A 13,243-nucleotide genomic window follows, 5' to 3' on the forward strand; every position below is an offset into this window, starting at 1 on the left:
TGTGCGCCGACCAGACGGCTCGGACCTCGGCCCACCCCGGCGCACCTCCCGTAGGGAGGCGCCGGGCTGGGGTCGAGCGCCGAGGTCGGCACGCGCTCGAATGGCCGTCTCATTCGTCCACGTCCCGCGCCGAGGTCGGGACAACTGCGCGATAACCTCTGGCGCCCCGTCGGCCTGACATTTCGATGAACCGTCCGGCGACGACCAGATCCGCGGCAGCGTCTCGGATGGCCTTGTCCTTGATCTGGTGACCTGCCCTGCGGACTTCGGCGTAGAGCAAGTCACTGGAACGGACCTCATGCTCGGGAAGCGCGGCGACGACTTCGTACACCGCGTCGGCCGGCTTGACCGTCGAAGCGTCCGGCCGCTTGTCCTCTTCGGGTTTCGGCGCATAGAGGGTCAGGAAGTCGGGAGTGGTGTCGGTGTCATCGACGACCAGCGTCCCGAGGTACACCGCGCCGCTGTCATTGTCGCTGCCGTGAAGTTCGACTTGACCGTTTCGGTCTTTCGTTGAGTACAGCAGTGCGCGACCGCGCCGGCGCCGGCCGAACCGTTCCTTACGGACCAGCGCGAACCGCACCCCGTCGACCACGTTGCCCTTATGGACCGTGCCGTAGGCGTCTCCACGTAGCGGGTCGGCGCTCAGCGGTAGATGGTCGCATTCGAGCACGGCCGCGCCAACCTCCTTGAACGGCACGATGAGCACACGCCGGACCACCGACCAGCCTTCGAGGTCGATCTTCTGGCCTTGCAGCACCATCGCTTCGTTCACGCCGTCGATGACGACCAGGGTCGGCCGGCGCGTCAGTAGTTCGTCGAGCCAGCCGCGGCGCAGCGGTTTGCTCGGTGCGACGAACATGAGCAGCTGCTCAATCGTGTCTGCGCGCAGCCCGATCTTTCGTAACCGTTCGACAGTCGAGGCAGCGCCCGATTCTTCGAAGTGCAGATATACGACGGGATTGCCGGCGAGAAGTTCGGCGGTCACGCACGCCAGCGCGAACCAGGTCTTGCCGGCGGCAGTGTGCGCGATGACGGCATGTTCAAGACCGGGATAGAGCAGCCGTTGACCGTCAGTGCGGCACGCGCCGACCGACGGCGTGATGGGGTCGACCTCGCCGCGCAGGTACGGCCCGAGGTCGATCGGCTCCCAGGTTGTCGCGGCGTCGGTTTCGTCGCCGGCGGATTCCGACTCGCCGGCGGGCTCAGGCGGGCCAGGGTCGTCGGGATGCCTGCCGTTGCGAACGGCCAGCTGGCGTCGCTGCTGCTCGGCTTCTTCCTCGGCGATCCACTCGGCGTACTCGTCGGAGCGGTCGACGTCGGTCATGGTCGCGGCCATCCATCGGTGCGTTCGCGCGGCGACAGCGGATCCCGCTTGCCGCTAGGCAACGGCGGTAGCCGGCGTGCGGCGTCCTGGCGGCGACGCAACTGCGCCAACAGCGCGGCGCCGCGGCCCTGTCGCTCAGGTGCGTTAGCATGGGCGCAATCCCCCACCAGAGGATTACTGGCCGTCCGGTTCCCCGCCGGGCGGCTTTCTCTTTCTTCGGTCATTGGGCCGTACCACCGGCGGCGCGGCGCTTACGTGCCTGTGCCGACTTGAGCGCCAGCCGTTTGAAATACGCCTTGCGTGCGTTCTCGGCGCGCTTGGCCCGCTCGGCCGGTGGAAGCTCCCCGTTGGGGTCGACTTCGCGTTCGAACCTGTCGAGCGCGGCTTTACGGGCCGCGGCGGTGCGAGCTGGACGGTCACTGGTCTTGGCCCACGATTCGTGGGCCGCGATCTGGCCGCGCATGGTGAGTTCGGAAGGGGTAAGCGGCATTCTGACCTCTTGGAATTACGAGGCGAGCCCTCCCGTCGGGAGTGCTCAGATACCGCCACCGGGTCCGGTGCGCGTACCGGGTCCATTTCTGCCCGGCGCAGATCGGCGCTGTGAGACGTCGACTCAGGTGATGCTAGTACAGCGCTTTGGCGATCTGGTGGTACAGCGCTTCGGTCGCGTGTCGTCGCGCCGGTTCGGCAAGTAGATGAAGCTCTGCCAGTCGCGCACCCTGTTGCGAGACAATGCGTTTGAGGTCATCGACGTCGATCGCGGTTCTGTTGTCGGCGTGCAACGCGTCGCAGATGGTGAAAAGGGTTCGCTTTGGAATGAGCAGGCCGTTCGTGATGCCCTCCGGCAGATCGAAAACAGACCCTTCTGGCGTGTCACGGTCCCAGCGGATCGGTGATTTCGTTTGACTTGCGGCGGAAAGCCTGGCGCCCAGTGACTGCCCGCGAACTTGCTGCTCTCGGCGCCAACCTCGCCACACTTGCCACCGGTGCATCACGTCGACGGCAGTGGGGTCGATCAGGTCGCAGGAGCGCAGTTTGCGCAGCCTGCCGCGTCCGACCGAAGCGGTGATCGTCACCCGGTAGTGAGCGGCCGACTCGCTCATAGCTCCCCCAGACCGAGCCCGCGTGCCTCGGCTGCCGCCCGCTCGGCAGCAGTAGCCCTGGTGTACCGGTCGATCATGTCGCGGGTCGACCATCCGGCGACGGCCATCAGGCCGCCTTCGGATCCGCCGGCGGCCAGCCACCGTGAGGCAGCGGTGTGCCGCAGTAGGTGCGGATGAAAGTTGGTCAGCCCGGCCAGCTGGGCGCGGTATTTCAGCGCGGCATGTAGGCCGTAGTACTCCAAGCTCTTGCCGCGGTCGCCGAGCCAGAGCGCTTCGGTGGCGGCTAGACGGTGAGCGCGCCGAGCGCGGACGTAACGGTCGATGGCGCGAGCTGTCTGGTCGCCGAAAGGCGCGACGCGACCCTTGCCGCCCTTGCCGCGGCGCACAGTGACCAGACCGCGGTTCAGGTCGACATCAGCCACCGTGAGCCCGCACAGCTCCCCGGCGCGCATCCCCGTCTCGGCCATCAGCCGCACAATCGCTTCGTCGCGCCGGTCGCGGAACTCTTTGCCGCCGCACGCCTTGATCAGCTTGCGCAACTCGACCTCGGTCAGCGATTCGGTGACCTTGGTATCCAACTTCGGCGACTTCAGCCCAAGCAGAGGGTCGGTGTCGACCTCGCCTTCTTCCTCAAGCCATGCCGAGAACCGGCGCACACCAAGTTGGCGGGCCCGCGCGGTCGCCGGTTCGGCTCCGGCGTCGAGCAGATCGGCCACGAACCCCTTCACCATGTCCCGACTCAGAGCAGGGGAGTGTCCATTGCTTTCACACCAGCGCACGAACGCGCGGACCCCATCGCCGTAGCTCTTGATGGTCTGCGGCGACTTGCGCTCGGCGCGCAACGCCAACTCCCATGAGGGCAGCAGTGCGGCCAAATCCAGGGCCGGCGGTTTGCGACGCGCCATAGCCGATATCTTGACTGGTAGCGCTGTGCATGTCTACTATTTCTGGACTGACCAGTAAATCCGCTGGTCAGGACGTTAAACCGGAGTGTCGCTCAGTCCAGGTAGTCGCGCAGGACCTGCGAACGGCTGGGGTGGCGCAGCTTCGACATCGTCTTGGACTCGATCTGCCGGATGCGCTCGCGCGTCACCCCGTAGACCTGGCCGATCTCGTCGAGCGTGCGGGGCTGGCCGTCGGTGAGACCGAAACGCAGTCGCACCACGCCGGCCTCGCGCTCCGAGAGCGTGTCCAGCACCGATTGCAGCTGGTCTTGCAGGAGGGTGAACGACACCGCGTCGACGGCCACCACGGCTTCGCTGTCTTCGATGAAGTCGCCCAACTGGCTGTCGCCCTCGTCGCCGATGGTCTGGTCGAGCGAAATGGGCTCTCGGGCGTACTGCTGGATTTCCAGCACCTTCTCCGGCGTGATGTCCATTTCCTTGGCGAGCTCTTCGGGGGTGGGCTCGCGGCCCAGATCCTGTAGCAGCTCGCGCTGAATGCGGCCCAGCTTGTTGATGACCTCGACCATGTGCACGGGGATGCGGATGGTGCGGGCCTGGTCGGCCATGGCGCGGGTGATGGCCTGGCGGATCCACCACGTCGCGTAGGTGGAGAACTTGTAGCCCTTGGTGTAGTCGAACTTCTCCACCGCGCGGATCAGGCCCAGGTTGCCCTCCTGGATCAGGTCGAGGAAGGCCATGCCGCGGCCGGTGTAGCGCTTGGCCAGTGACACCACCAGACGGAGGTTGGCTTCCAGCAGGTGGTTCTTGGCGCGATCACCGTCGCGGCAGATCCACATCATGTCGCGGCGCTGGGCGGCGGGCAGCTTCTCGCCCCGCTCGGCCATCTCGCTCATCAGCTGCGTGGCGTACAGACCCGCCTCGATCCGCTTCGCCAGCTCGACTTCTTCCTCGGCGTTGAGCAGTGCAACCTTGCCGATCTGCTTCAGGTAGGCACGAACCGAGTCGGCGGATGCGGTGAGTTCGGCATCCTTACGCGCCTGGCGCAGCGCCTCGGACTCGTCTTCATCCCAGACGAAATCCCCAGAGGCCTTGTCCTTTTCGGACGGCTCGGAGATCTCCTCGTCCTCGTCGGCAGCGGGGCTGGCGGGAACGACGGCAACGGCTTCTTCCTCGGCGTCCTCGGCGTCCGGCGCTACCCCGTCGTCCTCGAGGTCGTCGAGGACCAGCTCGGTGGCGTCGATGTCCAGATCTTCGACGGCCTCGACTTCAAGGTCGGGATCGGCGTCGAGGTCCTCGGCGCCCTCCAGGCCGGCGTCAGGATCGATGACCAGGTCATCGGCGGGGGCATCCTTGGGTGCCGCCGCTTTGGCGCCTCGGGTCGCTTTTGCGGGCGCCTTGGCCGCTCTGGTCCGCTTGGGGGCGCCGTCGGCCGCCTCCTCTTCGGGCTTGGCGGTGCGGCCGACTGCTTTGCTGGCCCGCTTCGCTGGGGCTGCGCCGTTACCCGCCTTGGCGGCCGTTCGCTTGGCCGCGGCTTTAGTGGCGGTCCGCTTCACCGGCTCATCGGTCGCCGGGCCTGCCTTGATCGCTGCCACTTACACCCTTTCGGTCGTACTCACTTCCGGTGGGTTTGGGCGTGCTGAACCGAAAGTGTCTGCTTATGTCGAATGTCGGCGTTTGATATCAGCGTGAATACTCGCGCGCTATCGGTTGGGCGGTCGCCGACGACCATTGTAACTTCCGTGCGCTGTGGTACTGGCCGAGCGCGAAAAATCAGTGCGTCACGTCGGTGACTGAGGCCATCGCCGCACCGACGATGCCGGCGGCGTTCTGCAGGGTTGCCGGCACCACGGGCGTGCGGTTTTCCAGCAGCGGCACCCACTTGTCGGCCTTGCGGCTGATCCCGCCACCAGCGATGAAGAGGTCCGGCCAGATCGCGTTCTCGATGGCGATCAGGACCGCGGTGACCTCCTTGGTCCACCTCTTGTAGCTCCATTCGTTGCGCTCTTTGACCGACGATGCTGCCCGGTGCTCTGCCTCCATGCCGCCGACCTCGATGTGGCCGAACTCGGTGTTCGGTATCAATGTGCCGTTGTGGATCACCGCAGAGCCGATACCTGTTCCGAACGTGAGCAGCACGACCAAACCCTCGTGACCCTTGCCTGCGCCGTAGCGTTCTTCGGCCAGTCCGGCCGCATCGGCGTCGTTCAGAATCGTGACATCTTGTCCTGGCAGTTCAGCGCTGATGACGTCGTGCGCATTGGTGCCGATCCATGCCTTGTCCACGTTGGCCGCCGTGCGCACCACTCCGTGGGTGACGACGCCGGGATAGGTCACCCCGAGCGGGCCGGTCCAGCCGAACCCATCGACGACTTCGGCGATGGTCTTGGCGACCGCCGACGGTGTGGCGGGCTGTGGTGTCGGCAGCTTGATCCGGTCGCCGATCAGAGCGCCGGTGTCGAGGTCGACAATTGCCCCCTTGATGCCGCTGCCGCCGACGTCGATGCCGAATCCGCGATTTTGTGGTGTGGCAGTTTCGGACGCGGGTTCGGCGCTGGTCATCGAATCTCCTCCGGCGAGAAGTGGGCTGTCGGGACTCACCTTATCCAGCGGAGCAAGCCTTCCGCGCTGGCTGTTGACGCATGTCCAGGAACAAACCTCGGGCGGGTCGCCCGGGACGGGCGAGTCCGGCGGGGAGCGCGGCAGATGTGATGCGATAGACGAGTGACGCGACCCGACGACGAGCCGGCGCGGCTGCGCGCTGTTGCCGAAACGTTGGCCGCGGAGGCGGCGGCGTTTGTCCGAAATCGGCGGGCCGAGGTGTTCGGCGCTGCCCCAGCGGCGGGCACGGGCCCGGCCAACTCGCCTGGCGACGAAGTGGTGCAGTCCAAGACCACCCCGACCGATCCGGTGACGGTGGTCGATACCGACACAGAGCTCCTGTTGCGCGATCGGCTGGCCCAACTGCGGCCCGGCGACCCGATTCTGGGCGAGGAGGGCGGCGGGCCGGAGACGGCGGCTCGGGACGGCGAGATCACCTGGGTGGTGGACCCCATCGACGGCACGGTGAACTTCGTCTACGGCATCCCGGCCTACGCGGTGTCCGTCGCGGCGCAGGTGGCCGGTGTGTCGGTGGCGGGCGCGGTCGCCGACGTCGTCGGCGAGCGGGTGTACTCGGCGGCCGCCGGACTCGGTGCACACGTCACCGACGCCCGGGGGAGCCGGCCGCTGCACTGCACGGGCGTCGACAAGCTGTCAATGACGCTGTTAGGCACCGGCTTTGGCTACTCAGCCCGCCGCCGGACCGCCCAGGCGGCGCTGGTGGCCCGAATGCTGCCGCTGGTACGGGACGTGCGCCGGCTCGGTTCGGCGGCCTTGGACCTGTGCATGGTCGCTGAGGGCCGGCTGGATGCGTACTACGAACACGGCCTGCAGCCGTGGGATCGCGCGGCGGGAGGCCTGATCGCCGCCGAGGCGGGGGCGCGGGTGGTGTTGCCCGCCCCGGACGTGCAGGGCGCCGGGATCACCGTGGCTGTCGCGCCCGGGGTCGCCGAAGAGCTGCTGGCAGTGCTGGAGCGGTTCGGCGGCCTGGAACCGATCGAGGCGTGATCGTCAGCAACTGCTGGCGTGGATCTTGGTCAGCAGTGCGGGATCCGAAGGTTCGGTAGCGCCGGGGCGCAGGGCAGCCAGAGCGGAGTCGATGTTGTCGCTGTGGGCCAGCGCAGTGAATTCGGTGCCGAGCACCAGATCGACGGAGTCATCGGCCCTGCCATCGTGGTAGAGCTCGGTGCACGGCGCCACCAGCCAGACGGCGGCCGCAGCCGCTTGCCCGGCAGTGCCGAACCGGATCTGGCCTTGGCAGGTGAGCCGGGTGCCGGCATAGACAGGGTCGTTGGCCGCGGTCGGCTGGGCGAACCCCAGGTCCTGTAGCGCACCGGCGACGTCGGCGGCTTGCCCGCCACGCCCACTGGCGTTGAGTACGCGGATCTTGGTGTCGGTGAGCTTGGCCGGAGTGACGTCGGTCATCTCTGTGCGGGTGACTTGCTCGCCGAGGCTGGGCGGTGCGGTGGCGCCGGACTGCGGTGGCGGTGGCGGGCACGTCGCGGCCTCGCGAACGTCAGACTTCCGTGTCAGCGCGGCCGTCCAGACCGCTGCCGTCGCCGCAAACAACAGGATCAGGACCACGATCGCCGGGCGCGGGTTGCGCCGGCGGAAGGGTCGGCCGTGCTTGTCGAAGGCAGTGCCTTCTGTGATTTGTGCGACCACACAAGCACTCTAATCGCACCCTGATCTCGCCGTTCCGCGCCGTTTGCCACGGCCAGCGGTAGTCTGTGACGTAAATCACACTCTAATAGCGGCAGATGCGGGCACGAATCATTTGGTGGATGCGTTCGGCACTGGTACAAAGCGTTGCTTGGACTAAAGGCTTTAGGGGATGAGACGGGGAGATGAAGATGCCTACCGACTATGACGCTCCGCGGCGTACCGAAACAGACGACGTCTCGGAAGACTCGCTGGAGGAGCTCAAGGCGCGACGTAACGAGGCCGCTTCGGCGGTGGTGGACGTGGACGAGTCCGAGTCCGCGGAGTCGTTCGAGCTTCCTGGTGCCGACCTCTCCGGTGAGGAACTGTCGGTGCGCGTCATTCCTAAGCAGGCCGACGAGTTCACCTGCTCGAGCTGCTTCCTGGTGCAGCACCGCAGTCGGCTGGCCAGCGAGAAGAATGGCGTGATGATCTGTACCGACTGCGCAGCCTGATCGGTCAGCTGCGTAATGCCGACAGCACCCGCTCTGGGTGGCGGCAACTCACCAACCAGTACGGCGTGGGATCGTCCGGGTCGTCCAGCACTACCAAAACCATGGGGCCGACCCATGCCCGGTGCACGACGAACGCGGCTGGATCCAGTTGTCGGCCCAGTGCCGCCGACTTGGCGCTGCGCGGGATTTCGGCGGAGCGGGCGATAGCCGTGACCGGCAGATGCGCCTCGCCGGCCCACAATTCGACTTCGTCACCCGCGGTGACGCGGATTTCGACGCGGCTCAGCCACAGCAGCACGCCCGCCGCGACCGGCAGCAGGATCGCGTACGGCAGCCAGTCGGGTAGGGCGCGCACACCCAGGTTGACTTCGAAGGCGATGAGCCCGGCCAAGGCGAAAGCCGGGGGCCACCACCACCAGGGCACCCACAGCCGTTCGCGGTATCGCACGTTGTGCGGAGCGACGCGGGTACTGGACATCGGGTCAAGGGTAATCTGTGCCCCCGTGTCGACCACTCTCACCGTTGTCCGTCTCGACCGGGGGCTCCCGATGCCCAGCCGCGCCCACGAGGGCGACGCCGGGGTCGATCTGTTCAGCGCCGAAGACATCGAACTGGCACCGGGACACCGTGCCCTGGTGGGCACCGGCGTCGCGGTGGCCATTCCGTTCGGAATGGTGGGCTTGGTGCATCCACGCTCGGGATTGGCTTCGCGCGTAGGGCTTTCGATTGTCAACAGTCCGGGCACCATCGACGCGGGTTACCGTGGCGAGATCAAGGTCGCGCTGATAAACCTGGACCCGGTGACCCCGATCGTGGTGCATCGCGGCGACCGTATCGCCCAGTTACTGGTGCAGCGGGTCGAGCTCGTCGAGTTGGTTGAGGTCTCGTCCTTCGACGAGGCCGGGCTGGCCCAGACCTCACGTGGCGACGGCGGCCACGGCTCCTCCGGCGGACATGCAAGCTTGTGATGACGACGCGGTGGGGGGTACCGCCCCCTGGCGGAGGACGAAGCGATGAAGAGGAGCGGCGCTGATGGCGGCATTCCGTATACGTAAAGGCAAGGACGACCGCGAATCCGCTTCTGACGAGGCCAAGGAGCCAGAGGTCGCCGAGACTTCAGTCGAAGAGCTCGCCGAAGCCGTCGAAGAAGCCGAAGAGCTGGTGGGCCCGTTCGACATCGAGGATTTTGACGACCCGTCGGTCGCCGAGATTGCGCGACTTGACCTCGGCTCGGTGCTGATACCGATGCCGGCCGCGGGCCAGATGCAGGTGGAGCTCACCGAAACCGGTGTGCCGAGTGCGGTGTGGGTCGTCACGCCCAATGGCCGTTACACGATCGCTGCCTATGCGGCACCGAAGACGAGCGGTCTATGGCGTGAGGTTGCCAGTGAGCTGGCGGAGTCGCTGCGCAAGGACTCGGCGAAAGTGTCGATCAAAGACGGTCCGTGGGGCCGCGAGGTTGTCGGCACCGCGTCAAGCGTGGTGCGTTTCATCGGTGTCGACGGCTACCGCTGGATGATCCGCTGCGTGGTCAACGGCCCGGCCGAAACGATCGACGCGCTGACTGAAGAGGCCCGGGAGGCGTTGGCCGACACCGTCGTTCGCCGTGGCAACACGCCCCTCCCGGTGCGGACACCCTTGCCGGTACAACTGCCCGAACCCATGGTTCAGCAGCTGCGCGAGGTTGCCGCCCAGCAAGCCGCGGCGCAGCAGGAGGAAAACCAGCCGGATGCCCGCCGCGGCGTCGAAGGTTCGGCCATGCAGCAGTTGCGCAGCAGCACCACCGGCGGCTAGCCCCGGATCACTGCCCGCCTTTCGCTGCTTCGTTCAGAGCGGCCAGGCAAGCCGTACCCAGCGCGGCGGCATCGGCGCCGATTTCGTCGAGTGTCACCGTCCGCAGCGCCGCACGCGGGGCGGCGTCCGTCCACTCGACGCCGACCTGCAGCGGGTGAATCGGATCGTCGACCGCCGCGGCCACTCCCATCGGAACCGCCAGCCTGCCCAGTTCGGTTCGGCTCGGTGCGACGTAGGCGGCCGCTTCCTCCATGGCGTCGGGCAACTGTGGCCACTGGCCCCGCCACGACCGAGCGAGTTCGTCGGCCAACCAGGCCGGGCTCGACGCCCGCATCTGCGCTGTCGTTGCCGCCAAGCCGTCACGCCGCAGTTGCGATGCCGTGTAGCGGGCCGCCAGCGCGGCCGGCGCGGATTCGGGTTCGGCGTTCCAGGCCGGCAGTGCGGCCAGCACGGCGACCGCGCGACCGGGATGTGCCAGCGCCCATGCGGTGGCGACCGCGGCGCCGATCGAGACGCCGCCCACGCAGATCGGGCCGTCGGAGCGATCCGCGGAGGCGTCGTCCAACGCCGCCAGGTAGCCGGCCACCAGCCGGTCTGGCTGTGGAGCAGGGGTTATCAACACCGCGCCAACCGCCTCCAAGGGGCGGGAAAACGCTCGGCGAACGTAGTCGTGGTCGGAGCCAGTGCCGGGCAGCAACACGGTCGTGACGCCGCGCAAGTCGATAGCCACCCCTTGATACTGCCCGGGTGTCCAAAAGGGGTCCAAAATCACAGTTTCATCTATATGGCGCACGGGAACCATCAGGTCTACGGTGTCCGTTGTCGTAATAAAAGTTCGCTTAGCAACGTGCTCCGTAAGGACGTCGAATTGTCAGGAGTGGCCATGGGGGCCCAAGGTTATCTGCGCCGGCTCACCCGTCGGTTGACGGAAGACCCGGAACAGCGTGACGTCGAAGAGCTCTCCGACGAGGTGCTCAGCACCGGCGCCCAGCGCGCCATCGACTGTCAGCGGGGCCAAGAAGTCACGATGATAGGCACGTTGCGGAGCGTCGAGACCAATGGCAAGGGCTGCACCGGTGGTGTGCGCGCCGAACTTTTCGACGGCAGTGACACCGTCACCCTGGTCTGGCTGGGGCAGCGGCGTATCCCCGGTATCGACTCGGGCCGCACCTTGCGGGTGCGTGGCCGGCTGGGCAAGCTGGAAAACGGAACCAAGGCAATTTACAACCCGCACTACGAAATTCAGCGTTGACCTCCGATAGTCGAACGAGTGCCGAGCGCCTGCTGGCACAGGCCGGCGGCATCAGCGGGCTTGTCTACTCGACGCTGCCGGTGGTGGTTTTCGTGGCAGCCTCCAGCCTGGCCGGCTTGGTGCCCGCCATCGCCGCTGCGCTGGGCGTAGCGGCCTTGGTCCTGATCTGGCGCCTGATCCGGCGCGACTCGGTGCAACCGGCGGTTTCCGGCTTCTTCGGGGTGGCCATCTGCGCGCTGATCGCCTACCTGGTAGGGCAGTCCAAGGGTTATTTCCTATTGGGTATCTGGACGTCCCTGATATGGGCCGTCGTCTTCGCGGTATCGATTCTGATCCGCCGGCCCGTGGTGGGCTATTTGTGGAGCTGGGCGAGCGGGCGCGACAACGGCTGGCGCGAAGTCTCCCGGGCCGTTTATGCATTCGACATTGCGACGCTGTCCTGGACGCTGGTGTTCGTTGCCCGGTTCGCGGTCCAGGGCCACCTCTACGAACGCGGAGCGACCGGTTGGCTGGGATTCGCGCGCATCGCCATGGGCTGGCCGCTGACCGCGTTGGCGGCCTTCGTGACGTACGGGGCCATCAGAGCCGTCCGGCGCACGCTGGCGGGCGCGGAAGAACCCTCGGTTGACGTGGAAGCCCAAACAAGCGAAACGGCCGCCGCGCGCGAAGAAAGCGCGTCCTAGCGTCTACGCAGGGCCTGGTGACGTCAGGTGCTGGGCAGCAGCAGCTCGCGCAGGGCCTCCTCGGACTCGGCGACCGCGACGAAGAGCAACTCGTCGCCCCCTTCTAGCGGCTCATCGCCCTGCGGCACGATGACGCGTGGTCCGCGCAAAATCGTCACCAGCGAGACATCGCGGGGCAGTTGCAGCTTGCGCACCGGCTTTCCGCCCCAGGGCGTGTCGTCGGGCAGGGTGATCTCGACCAGGTTGGCCTGGCCCCGGCGGAACTCCATCAACCGCACCAGATCGCCGACGGCAACGGCCTCCTCGATCAGGGACGCCAGCATCCGCGGCGTCGACACCGCCACGTCCACGCCCCACGCATCGGTGAACAGCCACTCGTTGCGGGGGTCGTTGACGCGGGCCACCACCCTGGGCACGGCGAATTCGGTCTTGGCCAGCAGACTGAGCACCACGTTGGCCTTGTCGTCGCCGGTTGCGGCAACGACCACATCGAAGTCCTCAAGGTGGATCGACTCGAGCAGGGTCAGCTCACAGGCATCGCCGAGGCGCCAGTACGCACCGGGGATGGCGTCGGCGTCGATGTGTTCGGGATTGCGCTCGATCAGCGTGATCTCGTGCCCGTTCTCGACGAGCTCCCGGGCGACAGAGCGGCCGACGGCGCCGGCCCCGGCTACGGCGACTTTCACTGGCGCCACTCCTCAACCCCGGCTGCGCGCGCGTGTTCGTCGATGACGCGTTTCACTTAACGCCTGCCCGGCGAGTCGAAGTCCCCGCTTGGCGGCAACGCCGCAATGGCCACCGCCTCGGCCGCCCGGCCGGAAATGGCGGCGACGTACACCTGATCACCGGCCTGCAAGATGGTCTTCGGCTCGGGCAGGATACCGGTGCCGAACCGGATCAGGAACGCGACGCGAGCACCGGTGGCCTGCTCCAGATCGGTGGCCCGGTGGCCCACCCAGTCCTCGTGCAAGACGACCTGCGCCACGGCCACGGTGCCGGTGGGATCTCGCCATTTGGCGGTCTCGGTCTCCTGCGTCAGCGCATTGAGCAGGCGATCGGTGGTCCACGGCACGGTCGCGATGGTGGGAATGCCGAGACGTTCGTAGACCTCGGCGCGTTTCGCGTCGTAGATGCGGGCGACCACGCGCTGCACACCGAAAGTTTCCCGGGCCAGTCGCGCGGAGATGATGTTGGAGTTGTCACCCGAGGACACCGCTGCGAACGCATCGGCCTCCTCGATGCCAGCGCGCAGCAGCACATCGCGGTCGAAGCCCAGCCCCTGCACCCGTTCCCCGGCGAATTCGGGACTGAGGCGGTTGAAGGCGGAACTGTCGCGGTCGATGACCGCGACATCGTGGCCGATCCGGGACAACCCGTCGGCGACCGAAGACCCGACGCGGCCGCAGCCCATCACAACTACTCGCACTC

Annotated in this window: 17 protein-coding genes; 6 read left to right on the forward strand and 11 right to left on the reverse strand. The window is 66.9% G+C overall.

The genetic code is table 11. The features are described 5' to 3' along the window. Positions 1-109: 109 nt before the first annotated feature. The 6 genes from BST27_RS17065 to ppgK all read right to left on the reverse strand — a co-directional run bounded on the left by BST27_RS17065 (position 110) and on the right by ppgK (position 5,891). Positions 110-1,336 (reverse strand): P-loop NTPase family protein, encoded by a 1,227-nt coding sequence (locus BST27_RS17065; RefSeq protein ID WP_079219697.1) that lies wholly within the window; start codon positions 1,334-1,336, stop codon positions 110-112. Positions 1,337-1,544: 208 nt separating this feature from the next. Beyond that, positions 1,545-1,814 (reverse strand): hypothetical protein, encoded by a 270-nt coding sequence (locus tag BST27_RS17070; protein ID WP_232007299.1) that lies wholly within the window; start codon positions 1,812-1,814, stop codon positions 1,545-1,547. Positions 1,815-1,947: 133 nt separating this feature from the next. Further along, entirely contained in the window at positions 1,948-2,427 is a 480-nt protein-coding gene (locus BST27_RS17075) for a hypothetical protein (protein ID WP_069419677.1), read from the reverse strand. Next, positions 2,424-3,332 carry a tyrosine-type recombinase/integrase gene (locus BST27_RS17080; RefSeq protein ID WP_079219696.1) on the reverse strand — a complete coding sequence of 303 codons (909 nt, stop codon included), beginning with the start codon at positions 3,330-3,332 and terminating at the stop codon, positions 2,424-2,426. The genes BST27_RS17075 and BST27_RS17080 overlap by 4 nt, the downstream gene beginning before the upstream one ends. A 92-nt stretch (positions 3,333-3,424) precedes the next feature. Then, positions 3,425-4,924, reverse strand: coding sequence for an RNA polymerase sigma factor (locus BST27_RS17085; protein ID WP_069419676.1), 1,500 nt, complete (start codon positions 4,922-4,924; stop codon positions 3,425-3,427). 178 nt (positions 4,925-5,102) lie between these two features. Next, positions 5,103-5,891 (reverse strand): polyphosphate--glucose phosphotransferase, encoded by a 789-nt coding sequence (gene ppgK, locus BST27_RS17090; RefSeq protein WP_069419675.1) that lies wholly within the window; start codon positions 5,889-5,891, stop codon positions 5,103-5,105. A 162-nt stretch (positions 5,892-6,053) separates the two neighbouring features. On the opposite strand from ppgK, the gene BST27_RS17095 reads away from it, so the two are divergent. Continuing rightward, entirely contained in the window at positions 6,054-6,938 is an 885-nt protein-coding gene (locus BST27_RS17095) for an inositol monophosphatase family protein (protein WP_069419674.1), read from the forward strand. A gap of 3 nt (positions 6,939-6,941) precedes the next feature. On the opposite strand, the gene cei is transcribed toward BST27_RS17095, so the two are convergent. Continuing rightward, on the reverse strand, positions 6,942-7,595 hold the full coding sequence (cei, locus tag BST27_RS17100) for an envelope integrity protein Cei (protein WP_069419673.1): 654 nt from the start codon (positions 7,593-7,595) through the stop codon (positions 6,942-6,944). Between the two features lie 188 nt (positions 7,596-7,783). On the opposite strand from cei, the gene BST27_RS17105 reads away from it, so the two are divergent. Further along, positions 7,784-8,086: a DUF4193 domain-containing protein gene (locus tag BST27_RS17105; RefSeq protein ID WP_003919098.1), complete on the forward strand. Its 303-nt coding sequence runs from the start codon at positions 7,784-7,786 to the stop codon at positions 8,084-8,086. 4 nt (positions 8,087-8,090) lie between these two features. Here BST27_RS17105 and BST27_RS17110 read toward each other — a convergent pair whose 3' ends face one another. Beyond that, complete coding sequence (locus tag BST27_RS17110) at positions 8,091-8,564, reverse strand: DUF3093 domain-containing protein (RefSeq protein ID WP_069419672.1); 474 nt, start codon at positions 8,562-8,564, stop codon at positions 8,091-8,093. A 25-nt stretch (positions 8,565-8,589) separates the two neighbouring features. Between BST27_RS17110 and dut the strand changes: the two genes are divergently transcribed. Then, complete coding sequence (gene dut, locus BST27_RS17115) at positions 8,590-9,054, forward strand: dUTP diphosphatase (protein WP_069419671.1); 465 nt, start codon at positions 8,590-8,592, stop codon at positions 9,052-9,054. A 64-nt stretch (positions 9,055-9,118) separates the two neighbouring features. Then, positions 9,119-9,880, forward strand: coding sequence for a DUF3710 domain-containing protein (locus tag BST27_RS17120; RefSeq protein ID WP_069419670.1), 762 nt, complete (start codon positions 9,119-9,121; stop codon positions 9,878-9,880). 7 nt (positions 9,881-9,887) lie between these two features. Here the strand turns inward: BST27_RS17120 and BST27_RS17125 are convergent, their stop codons facing one another. Next, positions 9,888-10,610, reverse strand: coding sequence for a hypothetical protein (locus tag BST27_RS17125; protein ID WP_069419669.1), 723 nt, complete (start codon positions 10,608-10,610; stop codon positions 9,888-9,890). 153 nt (positions 10,611-10,763) lie between these two features. Here BST27_RS17125 and BST27_RS17130 point away from each other — a divergent pair, with 153 nt between their 5' ends. Then, on the forward strand, positions 10,764-11,132 hold the full coding sequence (locus tag BST27_RS17130; protein ID WP_069419668.1) for an OB-fold nucleic acid binding domain-containing protein: 369 nt from the start codon (positions 10,764-10,766) through the stop codon (positions 11,130-11,132). Then, positions 11,129-11,815, forward strand: coding sequence for a DUF3159 domain-containing protein (locus BST27_RS17135; protein ID WP_069419667.1), 687 nt, complete (start codon positions 11,129-11,131; stop codon positions 11,813-11,815). Before BST27_RS17130 ends, BST27_RS17135 begins: the two co-directional genes overlap by 4 nt. A gap of 23 nt (positions 11,816-11,838) precedes the next feature. On the opposite strand, the gene BST27_RS17140 is transcribed toward BST27_RS17135, so the two are convergent. Both BST27_RS17140 and BST27_RS17145 read right to left on the reverse strand, forming a co-directional pair. Next, positions 11,839-12,501, reverse strand: coding sequence for a potassium channel family protein (locus BST27_RS17140; protein WP_069419688.1), 663 nt, complete (start codon positions 12,499-12,501; stop codon positions 11,839-11,841). 56 nt (positions 12,502-12,557) lie between these two features. Continuing rightward, a complete protein-coding gene (locus BST27_RS17145; protein WP_139805204.1) occupies positions 12,558-13,241 on the reverse strand; it encodes a potassium channel family protein in 684 nt (227 codons plus the stop codon). Between the last annotated feature and the right edge of the window lie 2 nt (positions 13,242-13,243).

Origin of the sequence: Mycobacterium intermedium (assembly GCF_002086275.1) — a bacterium.
GTDB classification, from domain to species: Bacteria; Actinomycetota; Actinomycetes; order Mycobacteriales; family Mycobacteriaceae; genus Mycobacterium; species Mycobacterium intermedium.